Annotated in this window: 16 protein-coding genes; 6 read left to right on the top strand and 10 right to left on the bottom strand. The window is 73.7% G+C overall.

From position 1 onward, the window contains the following. Positions 1 to 30: 30 nt before the first annotated feature. The gene (locus ACZ6BG_RS16655) at positions 31 to 1,599 is read right to left on the bottom strand and encodes a phytoene desaturase family protein (protein ID WP_469001553.1); all 1,569 of its coding nucleotides are present in this window, start codon (positions 1,597 to 1,599) and stop codon (positions 31 to 33) included. A gap of 155 nt (positions 1,600 to 1,754) precedes the next feature. On the opposite strand from ACZ6BG_RS16655, the gene ACZ6BG_RS16650 reads away from it, so the two are divergent. Then, positions 1,755 to 2,414 carry a hypothetical protein gene (locus ACZ6BG_RS16650; RefSeq protein WP_469001549.1) on the top strand — a complete coding sequence of 220 codons (660 nt, stop codon included), beginning with the start codon at positions 1,755 to 1,757 and terminating at the stop codon, positions 2,412 to 2,414. A 28-nt stretch (positions 2,415 to 2,442) separates the two neighbouring features. Here the strand turns inward: ACZ6BG_RS16650 and ACZ6BG_RS16645 are convergent, their stop codons facing one another. From ACZ6BG_RS16645 to ACZ6BG_RS16635, 3 genes are all read right to left on the bottom strand, one after another. Then, positions 2,443 to 4,710 (bottom strand): serine/threonine-protein kinase, encoded by a 2,268-nt coding sequence (locus ACZ6BG_RS16645; protein WP_469001546.1) that lies wholly within the window; start codon positions 4,708 to 4,710, stop codon positions 2,443 to 2,445. Then, a complete protein-coding gene (locus ACZ6BG_RS16640) occupies positions 4,692 to 5,630 on the bottom strand; it encodes an oxygenase MpaB family protein (protein WP_469001544.1) in 939 nt (312 codons plus the stop codon). The genes ACZ6BG_RS16645 and ACZ6BG_RS16640 overlap by 19 nt, the downstream gene beginning before the upstream one ends. A gap of 128 nt (positions 5,631 to 5,758) precedes the next feature. Beyond that, positions 5,759 to 6,070, bottom strand: coding sequence for a YidB family protein (locus ACZ6BG_RS16635; protein ID WP_469001542.1), 312 nt, complete (start codon positions 6,068 to 6,070; stop codon positions 5,759 to 5,761). A gap of 313 nt (positions 6,071 to 6,383) precedes the next feature. Here ACZ6BG_RS16635 and ACZ6BG_RS16630 point away from each other — a divergent pair, with 313 nt between their 5' ends. Then, the gene (locus tag ACZ6BG_RS16630) at positions 6,384 to 7,688 is read left to right on the top strand and encodes a hypothetical protein (RefSeq protein ID WP_469001541.1); all 1,305 of its coding nucleotides are present in this window, start codon (positions 6,384 to 6,386) and stop codon (positions 7,686 to 7,688) included. Positions 7,689 to 7,704: 16 nt separating this feature from the next. On the opposite strand, the gene ACZ6BG_RS16625 is transcribed toward ACZ6BG_RS16630, so the two are convergent. Together ACZ6BG_RS16625 and ACZ6BG_RS16620 are read right to left on the bottom strand one after the other, a co-directional pair. Beyond that, positions 7,705 to 8,736 carry a sulfotransferase gene (locus ACZ6BG_RS16625; protein ID WP_469001539.1) on the bottom strand — a complete coding sequence of 344 codons (1,032 nt, stop codon included), beginning with the start codon at positions 8,734 to 8,736 and terminating at the stop codon, positions 7,705 to 7,707. Positions 8,737 to 8,860: 124 nt separating this feature from the next. Beyond that, on the bottom strand, positions 8,861 to 10,051 hold the full coding sequence (locus tag ACZ6BG_RS16620; RefSeq protein ID WP_469001537.1) for an acyl-CoA dehydrogenase family protein: 1,191 nt from the start codon (positions 10,049 to 10,051) through the stop codon (positions 8,861 to 8,863). A gap of 203 nt (positions 10,052 to 10,254) precedes the next feature. On the opposite strand from ACZ6BG_RS16620, the gene ACZ6BG_RS16615 reads away from it, so the two are divergent. After that, positions 10,255 to 11,016 (top strand): YoaK family protein, encoded by a 762-nt coding sequence (locus ACZ6BG_RS16615; RefSeq protein ID WP_469001536.1) that lies wholly within the window; start codon positions 10,255 to 10,257, stop codon positions 11,014 to 11,016. Positions 11,017 to 11,147: 131 nt separating this feature from the next. Continuing rightward, positions 11,148 to 12,119: a hypothetical protein gene (locus ACZ6BG_RS16610; protein ID WP_469001535.1), complete on the top strand. Its 972-nt coding sequence runs from the start codon at positions 11,148 to 11,150 to the stop codon at positions 12,117 to 12,119. An 87-nt stretch (positions 12,120 to 12,206) separates the two neighbouring features. On the opposite strand, the gene ACZ6BG_RS16605 is transcribed toward ACZ6BG_RS16610, so the two are convergent. Then, positions 12,207 to 13,616, bottom strand: a complete 1,410-nt coding sequence (locus ACZ6BG_RS16605; RefSeq protein ID WP_469002948.1) for an FAD-dependent monooxygenase — start codon at positions 13,614 to 13,616, stop codon at positions 12,207 to 12,209. A gap of 132 nt (positions 13,617 to 13,748) precedes the next feature. Between ACZ6BG_RS16605 and ACZ6BG_RS16600 the strand changes: the two genes are divergently transcribed. Then, on the top strand, positions 13,749 to 14,438 hold the full coding sequence (locus tag ACZ6BG_RS16600; RefSeq protein WP_469001534.1) for a TetR/AcrR family transcriptional regulator C-terminal domain-containing protein: 690 nt from the start codon (positions 13,749 to 13,751) through the stop codon (positions 14,436 to 14,438). On the opposite strand, the gene ACZ6BG_RS16595 is transcribed toward ACZ6BG_RS16600, so the two are convergent. Beyond that, positions 14,435 to 14,911 carry a VOC family protein gene (locus ACZ6BG_RS16595; protein ID WP_469001533.1) on the bottom strand — a complete coding sequence of 159 codons (477 nt, stop codon included), beginning with the start codon at positions 14,909 to 14,911 and terminating at the stop codon, positions 14,435 to 14,437. The two genes, ACZ6BG_RS16600 and ACZ6BG_RS16595, sit on opposite strands and share 4 nt — an antisense overlap. Positions 14,912 to 15,066: 155 nt before the next feature. Here ACZ6BG_RS16595 and ACZ6BG_RS16590 point away from each other — a divergent pair, with 155 nt between their 5' ends. Beyond that, the gene (locus tag ACZ6BG_RS16590) at positions 15,067 to 16,539 is read left to right on the top strand and encodes a M4 family metallopeptidase (protein WP_469001531.1); all 1,473 of its coding nucleotides are present in this window, start codon (positions 15,067 to 15,069) and stop codon (positions 16,537 to 16,539) included. A 12-nt stretch (positions 16,540 to 16,551) separates the two neighbouring features. Here the strand turns inward: ACZ6BG_RS16590 and ACZ6BG_RS16585 are convergent, their stop codons facing one another. Together ACZ6BG_RS16585 and ACZ6BG_RS16580 are read right to left on the bottom strand one after the other, a co-directional pair. Further along, complete coding sequence (locus ACZ6BG_RS16585; RefSeq protein ID WP_469001528.1) at positions 16,552 to 18,300, bottom strand: hypothetical protein; 1,749 nt, start codon at positions 18,298 to 18,300, stop codon at positions 16,552 to 16,554. A 6-nt stretch (positions 18,301 to 18,306) separates the two neighbouring features. Continuing rightward, entirely contained in the window at positions 18,307 to 19,200 is an 894-nt protein-coding gene (locus tag ACZ6BG_RS16580; protein WP_469001524.1) for a protein phosphatase 2C domain-containing protein, read from the bottom strand.

Raw genomic sequence — 19,200 nt, 5'->3', positions numbered from 1 at the left:
GTACACCAGCCCGTTCCACGCGGTCGCCGCTCACCGACCCAGTACGGCCATGGCCGCGTTGTGCCCGGGGATGCCGCTGACCCCGCCCCCGCGCACGGCGCCCGCGCCGCACAGCAGGACGTTCGCGTGCCGGGTCTCCACACCCCAACGGCCCGCCTGTCCCCGCTGGTCGGGGGCGCTCTCGTCCGCGTACGGGAAGGACAGGTTGCCGTGGAAGATGTTGCCGCCGGGCAGGCGCAGATCGCGCTCCAGGTCCAGCGGGGTCTTCGCCTCGACGCACGGACGGCCGTCCGCGTCGGTGGCCAGGCAGTCGGCGATCGGCTCGGCCAGGTGCGCGTCGAGCTGGGCGAGGGCCGACGACAGGAGTTCGGCGCGCAGGGCGTCGTTGGTGGCGTCGGTGAAGAGACGGGCGGGGGTGTGCAGGCCGAAGAGGGTCAGGGTGTGGCAGCCGCGGTCGACGAGGTCCTGGCCGAGGATGGTCGGGTCCGTGAGGGAGTGGCAGTAGATCTCGGAGGGCGGTGCCACGGGGAGTCCGCCCGCCTCTGCCTGCGCGTGGGCCCGCGCCAGTTCCCCGTATCCCTCGGCGATGTGGAAGGTCCCGGCGAAGGCCTCGCGCGGGTCGACGTCGGGGTCGCGCAGCGCGGGCAGCCGGTCGAGGAGCATGTTCACCTTGAGCTGGGCGCCTTCGGCCGCGGGCGGCGGCGCGTCCCCGGTCAGCGCGGCGAGCTGCTGCGGCGAGGCCCCCACCAGGACGTGCCGGGCCCCGACCGTGCCCTCGCCGTCCGCCGTCCGGTACGTCACCTCGGCGTGCCGCCCGTCGGTCTCGACGCGGGTCACCTCGTGGCCGGTGCGCAGGTCGGCGCCGGCCGCGCGGGCGGCCTCGGTGAGGGCGCGGGTCAGGGCGCCCATGCCGCCGACGGGGACGTTCCAGTCGCCGGTGCCGCCGCCGATCACGTGATAGAGGAAGCAGCGGTTCTGGCGCAGGGACGGGTCGTGGGCGTCGGCGAACGTGCCGATCAGCGCGTCCGTGAGGACCACACCGCGCACCAGGTCGTCCGCGAACCGCTCCTCGACGGCCCGGCCGATGGGCTCCTCGAACAACATCCGCCAGGCGGTGTCGTCGTCGACGCGGCGGGCCAGCTCCTTCTTCGTCGGCAGCGGTTCGGTGAGGGTGGGGAACACCCGGGTGGCGACGTGGGCCGTGCGCGCGTAGAAGTCCCGCCAGGCCGTGTACTCGCGGTCGTCGCCGGTGAGCCGGGCGAACGACTCCCGGGTGCGGGCCTCGCCGCCGCCCACGAGCAGCCCCGTGGGGCGCCCTTCGCGGACCGTCGGCGTGTACGACGACACCGTGCGGGTGCGCACCCGGAAGTCCAGGTCCAGGTCCCGCACGATCTTCCGCGGCAGCAGGCTCACCAGGTACGAGTAGCGGGAGAGGTTGGCGTCCACGCCGGGGAAGGGCCGCGTCGACACGGTGGCTCCGCCGGTGTCTGGCAGCCGTTCGAGGAGCAGCACGGAGTGGCCCGCGCGGGCCAGGTAGGCGGAGGCAACCAGGGCGTTGTGGCCGCCGCCGACCACCACTGCGTCGTAGCTGGATCGCATGATCCTTGGTAGCACGGAATCGAGCGGTTGTCCGGGGGCGGGAGCGAAGCGGTGGCTGGGGCGCGTTCCCGGCACCGTTCGTCCCGTACGCCCCAGGTACCGCTTGAGTACGGGTACTCATGCCCGTCGCGCCGCGCCGACGCAGGATTCCCCCTATGGCAAAGATCAGCATGGCCCCGGAGCAGCGTCGCAAAGCCGTGAGAGCGACGGCGACGGGCCTGGGGATCGTCGCGGCATTCGCGGGTCTCATCGGCTTCGCCCGGTGGTTCGAGGGGGTCTGGCAGGGCGACCCGTACCCCGTCGCCGATCCGGCGGCGACGTCCCGGCACCTGGACGAGCGCAGCCAGATGGTCTACGACGCGCTCGCGCTGCCGGACGCCCGGCTCGACGCCGAGCGGTCCGGGGTGCACGCGTACACCGACGCCTACAACTGCGACCGCCGCGGCCTGCGCACCTGGTCCGACGCGCTCGACCCCTCGCCGCCGAGCGAGCCGCACGTGGTCAGCGTCAGCTACGACTGGACCCTGCGGGACGTCCCCCGCGCCCGGGCGGTGACCGCCCTCCAGCACGCGCGCAAGGAACTGACCCGCCAGGGCTGGCGGGTGACCGAGCACCAGAACGACCGCTACGGCCTGGAGCTGAGCATGCGGCCCCCGGAGGACGGCACATCGGTCGCGATCACGGCCTACCCCGGCGGCCGCCTGGAGGTCTCCGCGTACGCCGGCTGCGCCCGTTATCCCAAGGGCACTCCGATGGACATGGACGGCGATCCGGAGCTGGCCACCATGCGCGCACCCGTCCAGCTCCGCGACTGACCGGGAAAGCCAGGCCGCGCCCCGCGCCTCAGTGCGCCCCGGACGCCCGCCGCTGCCGCAGTGCCGCCACCCTTCGGTACAGCTCCACCGCCTCCGTGCCCCGGCCCAACTGCTCCAGGCAGTGGGCCTCGTCGTTGCGGCTCGCGAGGGTGTCGGGGTGGTCGGGGCCGAGGACCTGTTCGCGGGCGGCGGCCACCCTGCGGTACTCGATGAGGGCGTCCGGCCACCGCCCGAGCCAGCCGAGGCCGACGGCGACCTCGCGGCGGCTGACCAGCGTGTCCGGATGGCCCGCGCCCAGGACGCGTTCGCGGATCGCGCACACGTCACGGGCCTCGGCGAGGGCCTCCTCCCAGCGGCCGAGGCGGCCCAGGTTCACGCCGAGGCCGTGCCGGGCGCGCAGGGTCTCGGGGTCGGCGGGGCCGTTCACGCGGGTGCGGTCCTCGATCAGGGCGCGGTACAGCTCCAGGGCCTCCGCGCTGCGGCCGAGCCGTCCGAGGCTGATGCCGACCTCGTAGCGCGCCGCGAGGGTGTCGGGATGGTCGGCGCCCAGCGCCCGCGTCCGCGCCTCGGCCACGTCGCGGTACGTCTGCAGCGCCTCCGGCCAGTGCCCCAACTGGCCGAGCGCGTAGGCGACTTCGTAGCGGGTGACGAGGGTGTCGGGGTGGGTGGCGCCGAGGACGCGGGCCCGGGCGACGGCCACGTCGCGGGCCAGGCGGTAGGAGTCCTCGAGGCGGCCCAGGCGGCTGAGGTTGAACGCCAGGTTGTGGCGACATCGCAGGGTGTCGGGGTGGTCGGGGCCCGCGGTGCGCTCCCGCACGGCGAGCACCTGGGTGTACACCTGGTGCGCCTCGAAGTGCCGCCCGAGCTGGCCGAGGACGTAAGCCATCTCCTGGCGGGCAGCGAGGGTGTCCAAGTGGTCGGCGCCCAGGGCGCGTTCACGGCCCTCGGCGACGCGGCCGTACTCGCGCAGGGCGTCCGCGGGGCGCCCGGTGCGGCTGAGCGTGAAGCCGACCTCGTACCGGCTGGCGAGGGTGTCGGGGTGGTCGGGGCCGAGGACGTGCTCGCGCTCGGCGGCGACGGCTCGGTGCACTTCGCCCGCCTCCGCCCAGCGGCTGAGACGGCCGAGGCTCAGGCCCGCGTTGTGGCGGCTGACGAGGGCGGCGACGACGGACGGCGGCGGCGCGGGCCGCTCCGGCGCGGGCGCCGGAAGCACGGTGTGCCGACCGGTGGGGCGCGGGATCCACTCGCCGGTCAGGCCCGCGGCGGCGTCCGGCGGTGTGGTGCGCAGACCGGCGCCGGTCGCCTTGTGGCCGGTGGTCATGCCGCGCGTCCAGGGCGGCAGGGCGGGCTCGTGATGCGGCTCGGGGCGCGCCTGGCGCTCGGGGCGTGCGGTCTCGGGGCGGCGCAGGGAGGGCGAGACGACGGTGGGTACGTAGGCGACGGGGGCGCTGCGGCCCGCGGTGATGCGGCGGCCGAGTTCGCGGGCGTCGGCGGGGCGTTCGTCGGGGCGCTTGGCGAGCAGGTCGAGGACGATCCGGTCGAGGTACACGGGCAGTTCGCCGCGGTGGCGGCGGGGCGGCTCGGGAGCGGTGTCGCGGTGGCCGACGAGGACCGCCCAGGCGTCCTCCATGTCGAACGGCGGGGCGCCGGTGGCGAGTTCGTACAGCACGCAGCCGAACGAGTAGAGGTCGCTGCGCTGGTCGACCTCGGCGCCGCTGATCTGCTCGGGCGACATGTAGTGCGGGGTGCCCATGGCGATGCCGGTGCCGGTGAGGCGGGAGGTGAAGCCGATGTCGTGACCGAGCCGGGCGATGCCGAAGTCGCAGATCTTCACCGTGCCGTCGACGAGCCGCATGATGTTGGCGGGCTTCAGGTCGCGGTGCACGATGCCCTGTTCATGGGTGTACGCGAGCGCGGAGGCGACCTGGTCGGCGATGTCCACGACGTCGGTGACGGGCAGCGGGTGCTGTCTGTTGTCCTCCAGGAGCTGGCTCAGGTTGCGGCCTTCGAGCAGCTCCATGACCAGGAACAGCACGCCGTCGTTCTCGCCGAAGTCGTGCACGACGGTCACACCGCGGTGCTGGAGCGCCGCCGCGACCCGCGCCTCGCGCCGGAACCGCTCCCGCAGGACCCGGGTGAACGACTGGTCGTGCTGGGGCCCGAGCGGCTTGAGGCATTTGACGGCGACCTTGCGGCCGAGCGATTCGTCGCGCGCCCGCCACACTTCGCCCATGCCGCCGCGCCCGATCAGGTCGAGCAGTCGGTACCGGCCCTGGATCAGCCTGGTGTCCGCCATCGCGTGCCGTCGCCCCCGTTGCCTCGCTGCGCCCTCCCCGGCCCGTCCAGTATGGCGTCCCGTCTGTCGACTTTGTACGGGACACGGCGCGGGTCGGGACGGGTGCCGGGGCCGAGGCGGGCCATGGCGCGCAGGATGTGCTTCGGCGGGAGCTGCCAGCGCACCCGGGCGGGCACGAGGCGCAGCAGGGTGCCGGTGGCGGCCAGGCGGCGGGTGACCGCCGACGGCGGCGGCGCGGGCCTGCCGTACAGCTCGTGGGCGTAGCGGGGCAGGGACGCGTACGCGAGGTTCGCCACGCGCCGCCACAGCAGGGCGCGCGCCGGGATCAGCAGGGCCCGGGTGGGCGGCCGTCGCAGGAAGTCGTCGACGGCGCGGGCCTCGGGGCCGACGGCGAGCTGGGGGTGCGCCTTCGCGAAGTAGGCGGCGAGTTCGGCGGTGGAGGCCGGTACGCCGTCGGGGTCGAGGCCGACCAGGCGGGCGCTCTCGCGGTGTTCCGCCACGTAGCGGTCGGCGGCCGCGTCGCCGAGGGGGTAGCCGGAGCGGCGCAGGACGTGGAGGTAGGAGTCGATCTCCGCGCAGTGCACCCACAGGAGCAGGTCGGGCTCGTCGACGCCGTAGCGCTCCCCGGTGTCCGGGTCGGTGGCGGAGAGCATCGAGTGGATCTTGCGAACCCGGGCGCCCGCCTTCTCCGCGGCCTGCGTGGTGCCGTACGTCGTCGTCCCCACGAAGTTCGCGGTGCGCATCAGGCGGCCCCAGGCGTCCTTCCTGAAGTCCGAGTTCTGCATCACGCCGCGCACCGCGCGCGGGTGCAGCGCCTGGAAGTACAGCGCCCTCACGCCCGCGACCCACATCATCGGGTCTCCGTGCAGCTGCCAGGTCACCGACGAGGGCCCGAAGAGCCCGGCGTCCGCCTCGCGCATGCCGCCACCTCCCCCTCGCAGGTTACGCACACCGCGTGGCCCGCGATACGGCCGTGAGCGGCCCGTCTCGTGTCCGTGCGGCGGCACGGGCACGAGACGGTCGCCTGGCCGGCCCGGAGGACTCGGGACTACTGCCCCAGTTCACCGTTCGGGCTCGCCGCGTCCACGGCGAGCGGCAGCATCTCGGCGACCTTCTGCGCGATCTCGTCCGCGGTGGAGCCGGTGACCGTGGCTATCCGGGCGAGGTGCCCGCCGAGGACCTTGCCCAGCTCGTCCGCGGTGACGGGCAGGTTCTCGCCCGTGCTCAGCCAGGAGTCGACCTTGTCGCCGAGGCCGGCCTGACGCAGTTCGTCGAAGGCGGCGCCGACCTGGCTGCCGTCGTAGAGGGTGGCGATGAGGAGCTGCTCCAGGGGGGTGGCCGGGGCTTCGAAGGCAGCCATGTGTTTCTCCCATACGTTGCATGTGGATCGATGGTCCCGGGCACCGCGGCGGAGCGCCGTCGCGGGGATGCGACGGCGTTCTCCCTGCTGCCTAGGTGCCCTTGTGGGACCAGACGTGAGGGTGCCGTCCGACGGTTGCCCGGCATTTTCGGCGGGGCAAGGAACCGGCCACGCCTCCCGTGAACACGGCCCGACCAGGACTGACTTTCGGCCACACGGAGACGGCCGTGCGGTGAACTCCCGGTTGCCGCGCCCGAGTCGGGCCTCGCCCGCGTGATCGAACAAGCGCACAGAACGGCATATGGTCCGCCGCATGACTTCTGTGTGGAGCACCCGTCTCACCGTGGCCGGATCCGCGGCGGCCCTCGTCGCCACGATGCTCGTCAACGCCCCACCGGCCTCCGCCGCGATGCCGTTCGGGGCGGTGGACCCCGCAACCGTCGCGCAGTTCAGACTCAACCAGGTCGTCTCCGGGGGCGGCGCCGACGGCACGGACGTCGCGGTCAAGGCCGTGGAGCGGACCGGCGCCGTCACGACCGTCGACGTCAGCACCGTCCTCAACACGGGTGGCAGCACCGGCATCGCGGGCCTCTGCCACGACACCGGCCTGTCCGCGAGCCTCAAGCCCGCCGGGCACTGCTGGAAGAAGGAGGACGACCGGTCGAGCAGTTGGAACGCCACGGAGGGCGGCTGGACCCCGCAGGGCCTCTCCCTGCCGTACAGCGACAGCGGCGCGCCCGCCGACGGCAAGTGGAAGGGCGTTCCCGCCCACGCCGTGACCTGGCACCACGGCACGGACCTCGGCAACCCCGACCCGGCGAAGCGGCGCGGTGACGAGTACGCCCGGCTCACGCTGGTGAACGCGAGGAACGCCGCGCCCAACTACCACAACCTGCTTCTGGTCCGGCCCGTCAAGAAGGCCGACGGCAAGGGCGACTTCCGCGTGGTCCCGCGCAATCACGTCGACGGTGTCGTCTGGTACGGCCACCGCGCCTTCGTCGCCAACGGCCGCTACCTCCAGGTCTACGACCTGCGGCACATCTGGAAACTCAACAAGCAGGGCAAGGAGGTCGGCATCTCGGGCACGACCTCGTCGGGCCTGTGGCACAACTACGCCGTCCCGATGGTCGCGATGTACCGGACCACCACCGGCGACACCCCCTGTTCCGTCACCTCGGGCACCATCCCCTGCCTCAACTCCCTGAGCCTCGACCGCACCGGCGGCCAGGACTCCCTCGTCTCGGCCGAGTACAAGAAGGACGCCGCGGGCGGCCGCGTCGTGCGCTGGCCGCTCGACGCCACCACCAAGCTCCCCCGCGGCACCGCGTCGGCCGCGTACTCGTCCCCGGTCTGGTCCATGCAGGGCGCGGCCACCGACGGCACGAACTGGTACCTGGCGGGCACCTGCCCGACGGGCTCGGGCGGCGGCACCCCCAGCGATCCGTACTCCTGCGTCCACAAGGCCCAGGCGAACGCCGCACCGCGCGTCATGACGGCCGCCCCCGTCTACACCCAGAACCTCGCCTACTCCTGGACGACGGACAGGCTGTGGGGCGTCAACGAACGCATCAACTCCACGGTGGGCAAGCGGGTGGTGTTCTCCGTCAACACCCCCTGAACCGACCGTCGGCCCCCTACTGTCGGCTGTCCGCCAGGGCCCGTGCTCCGGGAGCGCAACGCTCCCGCAGCGCGGCGAGTTCGGCGGCGGGCAGCCGACGGGAGGAGCCACGGCGACTGCCGTCGAGCCGCGCGGCCCCGGTGTCGAGCCACTGCGGGAGCGGCTCCACGCCGATGAAGTCGGCCAGTCGCGTCAGCTCCGCGCGGGGCTCGTCGAGCAGGTCCTCGTACGCGAGCGTGGTCCGCAGCTGGGCGGGCACCTCACTGAGACGGTCGACGCCCTGGGTGACCAGCTCCGACCACAGCGCCCCGAACCCGGTCAGCGGCAGATCGCTGTCCAGGACGAGGGCGGGATCGAACCGCTCCCCGAGCAGGGGCGCCAGCTCGGGCGGCAGGGAGCGGACCTGGTCCTCGGTCAGGCTCTCGACGCGCTCGGCACCGGTCCGCGCGAGAATCTCGCGCAGCAGGAAGATCAGCCGGTAGCCCGTGTGCCGGCTCATGGACAGGGCGCAGTCGGGCCCGTCCCTGAACAGATGCACGAAGCGCGCCTCCGGGAACACCTTGCGCAACAGCGGCACCCGCTCCAGCGAATACCCGGACCGCTCGACGGCCACCGTGCGCCCGAAGCGCGCGCCCAGCAGGTCGAACAGGGCCTCGTAGTGCCCCGCGGCCGTGCGCTCCGGCCAGCGGGGCACCTGCTCCTCCAACTCGTCGAAAAGCCCGTCCGGGTCGTCGGTCAGGTGCGGGAGCACCATCAGGGACAGCGCGGGGATACCCGTGGTCTCCGTGGCGAAGCGTCCGGGACGGCGCGGGTAGACGAACTCCGGCATCGGCACGCCGTTCCGGATCATCCGCTCGAACAACGGATTGGGCTCGGCGAGCAACCGCCAGAACTCCTTGCCCCCGAACACCCCCTCCGGAAAACCCCGACTCTGCACCGACGACAGCAGTTCGTTGAGGCTCAGCACGTCCGGATGCGCGTGGACGATCCCGGACAACGCGGTCGACCCACTGCGGCCGGTACCGACGACGAACGTCAGGGTGCGCATATGACGACTCTCCTTGGACGACGACCCGTACTGATCACGGGCAGACTTCCCTGAGGGGCGTCGTCCGACGCTTTTCCCTGCGCGGGAGCACCCGGTCGTTCGGGCCACGCGGGCGCACGGCTCGTCAGCGCCGCACCCGCGGCATCCCCAGGCCGATCCACGAGATGATCTCCCGTTGGATCTCGTTGTTGCCGCCGCCGAAGGTGAAGATGACCGCCGAGCGGTAGCCGCGTTCCAGTTCGCCGTGGAGGACGGAGCCCGCTGAGGCCTCCTTCAGGGCGCCTGCGGCGCCGATGACTTCCATGAGCCAGGCGTAGGCCTCGCGGCGGGCCTCGGAGCCGTAGACCTTGACGGCGGAGGCGTCCTGGGGGGTGAGGGTGCCGTCCTGGACGGCGTTCACCATTTGCCAGTTGAGGAGTTTCATCGCGTCGAGCTTGGTGTGGGTCTGGGCGAGGCGGCGGCGCACCCAGGGCAGGTCGATGACGCGGCGGCCGTCGGCGAGCTTGGTCTCGGTGGCCCAGCGCTGCACGTCGTGCAGGGCACGGATGGCCATGGTGCCGTGGGCGGCGAGCGTGACGCGTTCGTGGTTGAGCTGGTTGGTGATCAGGCGCCAGCCCTTGTTCTCCTCGCCGACGCGCCGGGAGACGGGCACGCGGATGTTCTCGTAGTAGCTGGCCGTCGTGTCGTGCGAGGCGAGGGTGTTGATCAGGGTGCAGGAGTAGCCGGGGTCCGACGTCGGCACGAGCAGCATGGTGATGCCCTGGTGCGGCGGGGCGTCCGGGTCGGTGCGCACGGCCAGCCACACCCAGTCCGCCGTGTCGCCGTTGGTCGTCCAGATCTTCTGGCCGTCGACCGTGTAGTGGCCCGTGTCCTCGTCGCCCTCCCGGACGGCCCGGGTCTTCAGCGCCGCCAGGTCGGTGCCCGCGTCGGGCTCGCTGTAGCCGATCGCGAAGTCGATCTCGCCGGACAGGATCCGCGGCAGGAAGTACGCCTTCTGCTCGTCCGTGCCGTACCGCATGAGCGTCGGGCCCACGGTGTTGAGGGCCATCAGCGGCAGCGGCACCCCGGCCTGGGCCGCCTCGTCGAAGAAGATGAACTGCTCCATCGGGGTCAGCCCGCGGCCGCCGTACTCCTCGGGCCAGCCGACGCCGAGCCAGCCGTCGGCTCCCAGGCGGCGGATCGTCTCGCGGTAGAACCGCTTCTGGGCGGCGGGCTCGCCGTAGCGGGTGTACGCGCGGTCGGGCACGAGTTCGGCGAAGTACGCGCGCAGTTCGGTGCGCAACCGCTGCTGCTCGGGGGTGTATTCGAGGTGCACGGGCCCTCCTGTCGTCCCTGCGCCCGACCCTGCCGTGGCGCTGCGGCTTGACGGCGGACAGAGTAGAACGTGTTTCAGTAAGGGGGAAGGGGGGTGGCCGGGGGGCGGCTCCTCGGATGCGGGAGTGCGGGCACCCGTCGCCGTACGGGTGGGCCCGGCGGGCCCCGCCCTGTCGCGGCCTGCCCCCTTGAGAGGCTGACCGCATGACGAATGATCAGCCGGGTGCGGACGCGGGCACCGAGACGCCGGGGGCGCGGGTCGGCAACCGGCACCCCCTCGCCCTGGTCCTCTTCGCGCTCACCGCGGTCAGCGGGTTCGTGGACGCCGTCACCTTCCTCGGGCTCGGCCGGGTCTTCGCGGCGAACATGACCGGAAACGTCGTCGTCATCGGCTTCGCCGCGGCCGGGGCGCCCGGGTTCTCCGTCACCGGGTCACTGGTGTCCCTCGGCGCGTTCCTGGTGGGCGCGGCCGGGGCGGGACGGCTCGCGCGGGCGTTCCGGGGGCGACGCCGGGTGCCGTGGGTGCGGGCCTCCCTCGGCGGCGAGGCGGTGCTGCTGGGGGCCGCGACCGTCCTGGCGTTCGCGGGCGCCGCCGACGCCACGTACGCCCTGATCGCACTGCTCGCCCTGGCGATGGGGCTGCGCAACGGCACCGTCCTGAAGCTGAACGTGCCGGACCTGACCACGACCGTCCTGACACGCACGCTCACCGGGCTCGCCGCCGAGTCCCGGCTCGCGGGCGGCACGGACCGGCTCGCGGTCCGGCGGGTCGGCGCGACCCTCGCGATGATCGCGGGGGCGCTGCCCGGCGCCTGGCTGGTTCTGCGCCACGGGGTCGGCTGGCCGCTGCTCGCGGGGACCGCGGCGGTGACGGTCGTGGCCTGCGTGTATCGCGAGAGGCCGGATGTGACCCCTGAGGAGTCGGGCGCCCAGTCCGGCAGCCACAGGTTCAAGACGCACTCCTAGCTTAGACATTGTCTCGGTTTGGTCACAGCCCCCAGAAGGCTGAACAAGCGTGAGCGCGGCGCCCGTACTCACGCCTCGAAGGCCCACGAAAGCCCGGGCGACCGAGCGACAACATCACTAGGAGACCTCTCATGTTCAGCAAGAACACGCGGCCGGCCATGCTCTTCACGTCCTTCGCGGCGGCGGGCGTACTGCTCCTCACCGCGTGCGGCGGCGGTGGCGACGACAGCGACTCGAAGGCCGCGGGCGACGCCCCCACGTCCAACGCCCCGGCCGCCGACGGCCAAGCGGGCGGCGGCCAGTCGGGCGGCGGCACGATGGACCTCTCGCTGCGCTCGGGCACCGCCGAGCAGAACAACGCCCAGCGGCGCACCGGCGACTGGGCCAACCCTCCGGGCAAGCCCGCCACCAAGCCCGTGCAGCGCAAGTGGGTCCAGCTGTCGGCGGGCCGTGCGGGCGACCTGAACCCGGTCGTGGTGAACGGCGCGGGCTTCACCCTCTACCGCTTCGACAAGGACACGGCACGGCCGTCCAAGTCGAACTGCTCCGGTGCCTGCGCCACCACCTGGCCCCCCGTCCTGGTGGACCCGGGCGGCAAGATCTTCGTCGACGGAGTGAAGCCGTCGGACGTCGGCGTCATCAAGCGGGACGACGGCACCCGCCAGGTGACGATCGGCGGCTGGCCCGTCTACCGCTTCAGCAAGGACACCAAGCCCGGCGACACCAACGGCCAAGGTGTGGGCGGCACCTGGTTCGGCGTGACGCCGAACGGCCAGAAGTCGGGGCGGCCCGCGGGCGGCGGCACGGGCACCGGCGAAGGCACCGACGAGGCGGGCGGTGGCCAGGCCGCCGCCCCCGCCACCAGCGCGATCCTCTTCGACGACGCCGACTTCCCCGGCGACGGCGTCGCGCAGGGCGTGGCGGGCGAGGGCTGCCAGAACGTGGCGCGCCCGAAGGTGGCGTCCTCCGTCTCGGCGAGCGGCTCGCTGAAGCTCTGGTCGAAGGCCGACTGCAAGGGCGAGTCGAAGGTGATCAACGGCGACGTGGCGGACCTGGCCACCATCGGCTTCGACAACAAGACCAGCTCGGTCGCGTTCGGCTGACGGTCCATCACGGTTGACTGACGAACCATCATGGTCGACTGACGAACCATCACGCCCCGCGCGCCCGGACTCGCGCCACACACCCCCTCACACCCGGACCCGCGCCACATGCCCGTCCGGACGGATCAACGCCGAGCCCACCCCCACCCAGTCGGGGTGGGCCTCGGCCAGCGGCCCCTCGTGGACGACGACGTCCGGCGAGGGGCCGTCGGCGTGCCCGGCGCCGGTGAGGTCGAGGAGCACGTGGCGGCCCGGGCGCAGCAGGTCGAACAGGCAGCGCCCGCCCGCGAGTCGCAGGTTCGGGGCGCGGCGACCGGTGAGCGGGTGGCTGTCGGCGTCGGCCGCGTACGCCACCGAGAGGCCCGAAAGCCCTTCGGCCAGGCGCCGGGAGAACTCCGGTACGGCGGCGATGGCGCCGCTGAGCAGGTCGCGCAGGGCGGCTCCGTCGCCGGAGTACGCCGTCATCAGGGCGGTCTGGGCGCGGGTGTTCTCGATCAACTCGGCGCCGACCGGGTGGCGTTCGTCGTGGTAGGTGTCGAGGAGCCCGTCCGGCGCGTCGCCGCGCACGGTCGCGGCGAGCTTCCAGCCGAGGTTGGCCGCGTCCTGCACCCCGACGTTGAGGCCGACCCCGCCCGCCGGGAAGTGCATGTGCGCGGCGTCGCCCGCGAGCAGCACCCGGCCCTTGCGGTACGCCTCCGCCTGCCGTGCCGCGTTCCCGAACCGCGAGAGCCAGCGCGGGTCGCGCATACCGAAGTCGTCGCCGTTGATGCGCAGGACCTTCGCTCGAAGCTCCTCGAAGGTCAACTCCCCCGGCCAGTCCCGCTGTTGGTCCTCAAGCGTATGGCCGACGAAGCGGTGGACGCCGCCGGGCAGGCCCACGCAGAGCAGTCCGCCCCGCGGGGTCGACATACTGATGACGGGGCGGGCCGGCGGCGCGTCCAGGACGACGTCGCCGAGCCAGCCCCACACCGTGGCATCGCTGCCGGGGAAGCCGATGCCCGCCGCGGCGCGCACGGTGCTGCGGGTGCCGTCGCAGCCGACGACGTACGCCGCCTCCGTCTCGTACGGGCCACTGGGGCCCATGACCTCCACGCGCACGCCGGACGGGTGCTCGGTCAGGCCCGTCAGGCGGTGACCGCGCCGGATGTCGGCGCCCGCGGCGCGCGCGTGCCCCTCCAGAAGCGCCTCGGTGCGGGCCTGCGGCAGGGCGAGCGTGAACGGGTACGGGGTGTCGAGGACGCCGAAGTCGAGGCGGTGGTCGAGGGCCGCGAAGTGCCCGTCGGGCAGGCGCAGGCCTTCGGCGAGGAACGGCTCGACGACGCCGCGGCACGCCAGGACCTCCAGGGTGCGGGGGTGCACGGTGAGGGCCTTGGAGTGCGGGGACGGCGTGGCGCGCTGCTCCAGGACGGTCACCGGCACGCCCCCCAGGCGCAGTTCGGCGGCGAGCCACAGGCCGACGGGGCCCGCTCCGGCGATGAGGACGCGCGGGTGCCGCAGGTCCTGCCGGTCGACGCCTTGTGTGCGCTTCGCGCGCCCTGAGTGATCCGAGTGCTTCGTCTGCACAGGGCCTCCCCTTCGAGTCACACTTGGTCAGTGACCAAGCGGCCTGGCCGTCAGTACACTAGGTCAGTGACCAAAAAGCAAGGGACGACCGCGCGGACCGAGAGCGGCTACCGCGCGGGCCTGACGCCCGGCGCCGTGGCGCGCGCGGCTCTCGACGTACTCGCCGACAAGGGCGCCGACGGACTCTCGGTGCGGGCGACGGCGGAGCGCCTGGGCGTGCGGATGAACACCGTGCTGTGGCACGCCAAGACCAAGACCAGGCTCCTGGAGCTGATGGCCGACGCGATCGTCGCCGAGATCTCCCTCGACGGCCTGCCCGACGAGTGGCGGGCGCGCGTGCGTGAACTCATGCGCCGCTACCGGAGCGCACTGCTCGCGCACCGGGACGGCGCGCGCATCGTGGCGGGCACCTACGCGGCCGAGCCCGCCACCCTCCGCTTCGCCGAAACGCTCACAGCCGCACTCCTGGCAGGCGGCCCGGCGGGCTCGGCCGCCCCATCAGACCCGTCAGACGCAGCGGGCCCGGCGGGCGAGCGCGAGGCGGCGTGGACGGCCTGGAGCCTGCTGTACTTCGTCCTCGGTCTGACGCAGGAGGAGCAGTCGCTGCCGGAGACGACCGACCCCCGTTTCACCCGGTCGCTGGAGTCGGGCGCGTACCCGTCGCTGCGGCGCCTCGCACCGTACTTCCGCGACCCGTCCTTCGAAGGCCGCTTCGAGCACGGCCTCGATCTGCTCGTGGGGACCGGGGAGGCCTAGGCGCCGTCGGCCGCCGCCCGCAGCGCCGCCACGTCGATCTTCCGCATCGTGAGCATCGCCGCCATGGCCCGCTGCGCCCGCTCCGGGTCGGGGTCGGTCACGAGCGCGACGAGTTCGTCGGGGACGACCTGCCAGGACAGGCCGTACTTGTCCTTCAGCCAGCCGCACTGGCTCTCCTGGCCGCCGTCCGCGGTCAGCCTGGTCCAGTAGTGGTCGACCTCCTCCTGGTCGGCGCAGCCGATCTGGAAGGAGACGGCCTCGTCGAAGGTGAACTCGGGGCCGCCGTTGATGCCGGTGTAGTCCTGGCCGTCCAGGGAGAAATCGACCGTCAGGACCGTACCGGCCGGGCGCGGTCCCGCCTCGCCGTAGTACGACACGTTCGTGACCTTGGAGTTCGGGAACACGGAGACGTAGAACTCGGCGGCCTCCAGTGCCTGGGTGTCGAACCAGAGGTTGGGCGTGATCTTGGGCATGGCGCTCTCCTGCCGTCCGCATGGCCTTCGCTTGTCCGTACTGACCCTCGCTCCGGTCGAAACTCATCGCCACCGGACGCCCCGATGTCTTGGCCGCACTCCCCCGCGCCCCGATGATGCGTGCAGGGGCCGGGCACATCGGGGGAGGCCGGGACATGGACAGCGGTCTGATCAGCACCGTCATCGCGACCGTGGGCGGTGGCCTGCTCGGCGGGGGCGGCGCGATGCTGAGCCACCGCAGCAACACCCGCACCGCCGCCCGCCTCATCTACGCCGAACTGGCCAGGAACAGCGCGGCCGTCGCCTACTTCCGGCAGGCCGGCCACTGGACGGCGCCCGCGCTGTCGCGGACCGCGTGGGACGAGCAGGCCGCGGTCATCGCCCGCAGGCGCGGCAGCACGGCCTTCGTCGCCGTGCACCAGGGCTACGAGGCGCTGGAGACCGCCCCCGCGCTCGCGGCGGACGGACTGAGCGACGCCGTCCGGGACCGGCTCCTGAACGGGGCCGTACGCCAGTTGGTGCGGGCGCTCGAAGAGATCGCCGCGATGGCGCGGATCCCGCCGGAGCTGGTCCGCGAGGCCACGGGCCTGCTCGACGGCTCGTACCCGGCGCCCGCCGAGGAGACCGGCGCGCTCACCTGGCTGCTCCAGGGTGTCGTCCCGCTCGCGCTCCAGGCGCGCCTCGCCCCGGAGGACGTGGCGCGCCTCATCAGCGAGCCCGCGCCCCCGCCCCCGGCCACGGGCCCGGCCTCCGTCGAGGACGCCGACCAGGTCGTGTACGACGCCGGGCACAGCCGGGAGACCACGGGTCTGGCCGTGGCCCGGCGCACCGGACAGCCGCCGACGGACGACACGGCCGTGGACGAGGCGTACGACGCGCTGCTCGCCACCTCGGCCTTCGCGCGTGCCGTCCTGGGCCGCGACCCCCTGGTCAAACGGCCCATGACCGCGGTCGTGCACTACGGCGACTCCTTCAGCAACATGTACTGGAACGGGGAGCTGCTGGTCCTCGGCGACGGGGACGGCAAGGTCTTCGGGCGGTTCAGCCAGTGCCTGGACGTCGTCGCCGGCGGCGTCTGGATGGGGGTGCGCGAGATGACGGCGCTCTTCTCCCACGCGGGGCAGAGCGGTGCGCTCTCGGTCTCGCTCTGCGACGTCTTCGGCCAGCTCGTCAAGCAGTACACCCACCGCCTGGGCGTCGAGGAGGCGGACTGGGTGGTCGGCGCGGGCCTGCTGGCACCGGGCGTCCGCGGCTCGGGTCTTCGCTCCCTCAAGGCGCCCGGCACCGCGTACGACGACGACGTCCTCGGCAAGGACCCGCAGGCGGCGGCCATGGACCACTACGTCCGCACGGCCCGCGGCAACGGCGGCGTCCACATCAACAGCGGCATCCCCGGCCACGCGTTCTACCTCGTCGCCGAGCGCCTCGGCGGGTACGCGTGGCAGCGCGCCGGGATGATCTGGTGGGACGCGCTGACCGTGCACGCGATCGGCGGTGATCTGCTCTTCGAGGACTGGGCCCGCTTCACGGCGGTGGCGGCCGTGCGCAGGTACGGCGAAGGGAGCGCCGAGCACCGGGCCGTGCTCGACGCGTGGGAGGCGGTGGGGGTGCGGGTGCCGGAACGGTAGGTGCGGGAAGCTTCACCCGTGTGCGCGCAGTGCCGCCGTCAGCGCCTCGGCGAACTCCGCCGCCGTGGCCTCCTCCGGTCCGGCCAGGGCGCTGCGGGTGAGCTGCCCGAGCCACGGCGTGAACCAGAACTCGCCCTGGACGGGCGGCTGTCGCGCGTCCCAGTCCGGTACGGGACCGGCGAGGCGCGCCACCAGCAGCGCCACCCGGTGGACATCGCGGACCAGGGGCGGCATGCGCGGGTCGTCGCCCCAGTCCGGCTGGTGCATCAGGAGGGGTCGCGGGTCGTCCAGGGGCGTCACGCTGTCGATGTCGATGAGCCGCCCGCGTCCATGACCCGCCTCGACGCCGTACACGAAGTTCTTCCAGTTGGTGTCGCCGTGGGCGAGCCCCATCCCGTGCAGCAGGGCGTGCGCCGACACCACGTCCAGGAGCAGTTCGGCGCGCTGCCGTGACGAGGGCACCTGGCAGCCGACGAAGTCCGGCTCCTCGGCCAGCAGGTGGTCGCCGGTCTGCGCGCCGCCCTCGCGGAGCAGGAACGGCGCGGCGAGCGGCGGGTACAGGACGCCCTTGGCCCACTCGCCGGCGCCGACGACCGCGCGCGGCCACAGCAGGACCCGGTCGGCCGTGCGACGCCCGGGTGTGGGCAACGTGCCGACCCGGGAGAGGAGTTCGCGGTACGGGGCGAGGGCCCGGACGGGATTGCGCTGCCGCTCTCCCCCGGCCGAAGGACCCGCCGCGCTGTCCTCGTCGAACAGCTTGACCAGGAACTCCTCGGTGGAGGCCCCGGCGCGGGCCGGGCGGATGTGCGGCGGCACTCCGGGCCGGGGGTCGCCGATCCACAGGTCGGCCAGGGGCACGAGGTCGATCATCGGGTAGCCGTGGGCGGGTGGGGGGCGCCCGAAGGCCTGGTCCGGCCGTGACCGGCCGCCCTGCGGTGTCCGGCGCGGCTTCACGGGCGTGGGTCCGGGCGTGGGTCCCGGGAAGACCGGGGGCACGTGTGATGTGTGCGGCAGGGGCCCGAGCGGGATGTCGGGCAGGGTGTCGGAGCGGGTCGCGGGCGCGGCTCCGGACGGGGTGCCTGCCGCCGTCCCCTGCGCAGCGAGCCGCGCGGGCGGGTCGATCGTGTCCACCAGGGCCGTGGCCTCCGCGTCGAGCGGCACCGGACCCGGGCGCCTCGGCACCGTCGCCACGACCCGGCGTACCAGCGGCGAAGCGGCGATCGCGACCACGCTCGCGGTCGTGCCCTCGGCCGCGCCGTCCGCCCCCGCGGGCCCCGCCACGAGCAGGGCGCCCGCCGCCACGTACACGAGTAAGGCCACCGACCGGTCGAGGGCCGCGGGTTGCCCGGCGATCCTGGCCGTCGCCCACAGCGCGAGCAGCAGGACGGCCGGGCCGGCGACCGCGAGGCCGACGACGACGTCCTCGTCCCAGCGCCCCGGCTCCGCCCAGCGCGCGTTGACGTCCCACAGCCAGCACGCCGCCTGGCTGCCCGCCCAGACCGCGGTGAGCAGCAGCCACCCGGCGGCGCGGCGGCGCCGGGCCCGCCACCGGAGGCCGCGCAGCCGGTGCGCGTGTCCGGCCAGCTCCGCGCCCCGCGTGGTGCTTCCGCTGGTGTCCGCGCGCCGCCGCAACTCCGCCGCGGCGGCGGCGAACCGCAGCGCGTCGGCCGCCGCGCCGTCCATCGCGCGACGCACCACCTCGGCGAGGAGCTGGGCGGCGGCGACAGCGAGCACGAGCCACCAGCCGGGGGTCACGTCCAACGGCCCTCACCCCGCGCCGGAGCCGAACGTGCCGTCGGGCGCCGCCTCGTAGTGGCCGAGCCAGGCGACCGCGGCGGCCCGGTCGTCACTGCGGTCGTTGCGCCGCACGGCCAGCGAGCCGAGGAACTCCAGCGGGGTCGGCGGGGTCGCCCAGAGCCGCCCCAGGAAGGCCCGCACCTGCTCGTCGCGGCCGTCGCGCGCCAGCCCGTCGGTGGTGAGGGCCAGTACCTCGCCGTCGCCGAGGTCGAGGACCTGGATCTGCAGCGCCGCGTAGTTGCCGGGCAGGGCGGCCGTGGGCGTGAGGTCCTCGGCCCGGCCGGGGAAGACGGGCGCGAGGAAGCCGGGGCGCAGCCGCCACGCGGTGGAGTCCCCGACGCGGGCGACCACTGCCGCGACGCCGCCGCCCGGCGGAATCCGGGTCGGCAGTGCCGCCACGACGAGCGTCGTGCGGTACTCGCCGTGCTCGTGCCCGCCGCCCGTGCGCCGCCGGGACAGTGAGTCGAGGGTGACCGCCACGTCGGCGACCGTCTCGCGCACCCGGTCCGCCAGATGGTCGCCGGAGGGATCCGGCGCCGCGAGCCACTGCGCGCGGAACGCCTTCACCGCCACCCGGGCGGCGGCGCGGGCGGCGCGGCCCGCGTCCTCCGAGCGGCCCACGCCGTCCGCGACGGCCAGGAAGCAGATGCCGGTCGCCGCGTCGGACCACAGGGCGAAGGCGTCGTTGCAGTTGTCACGGGGACGGCAGGTCTCCGCGGCCGCCGCGCCCGCCCGCACCGTGACCGCGCCCGCCTGCCCGCCGTCGTACGCGAGCAGCGGCAGGGCCGCCTCCGCGTCGCCGGTGAACAGCGGGGGCTCGTACCAGGGTCGGTCCATGGCGTCGACAGCCGGGAAGTCGGACAT

This window comes from Streptomyces sp. NPDC041205 (genome assembly GCF_055591765.1).
The sequence above is the reverse complement of the archived record's forward strand: the minus strand, read 5'-3'. Positions and strand labels throughout refer to the sequence as shown.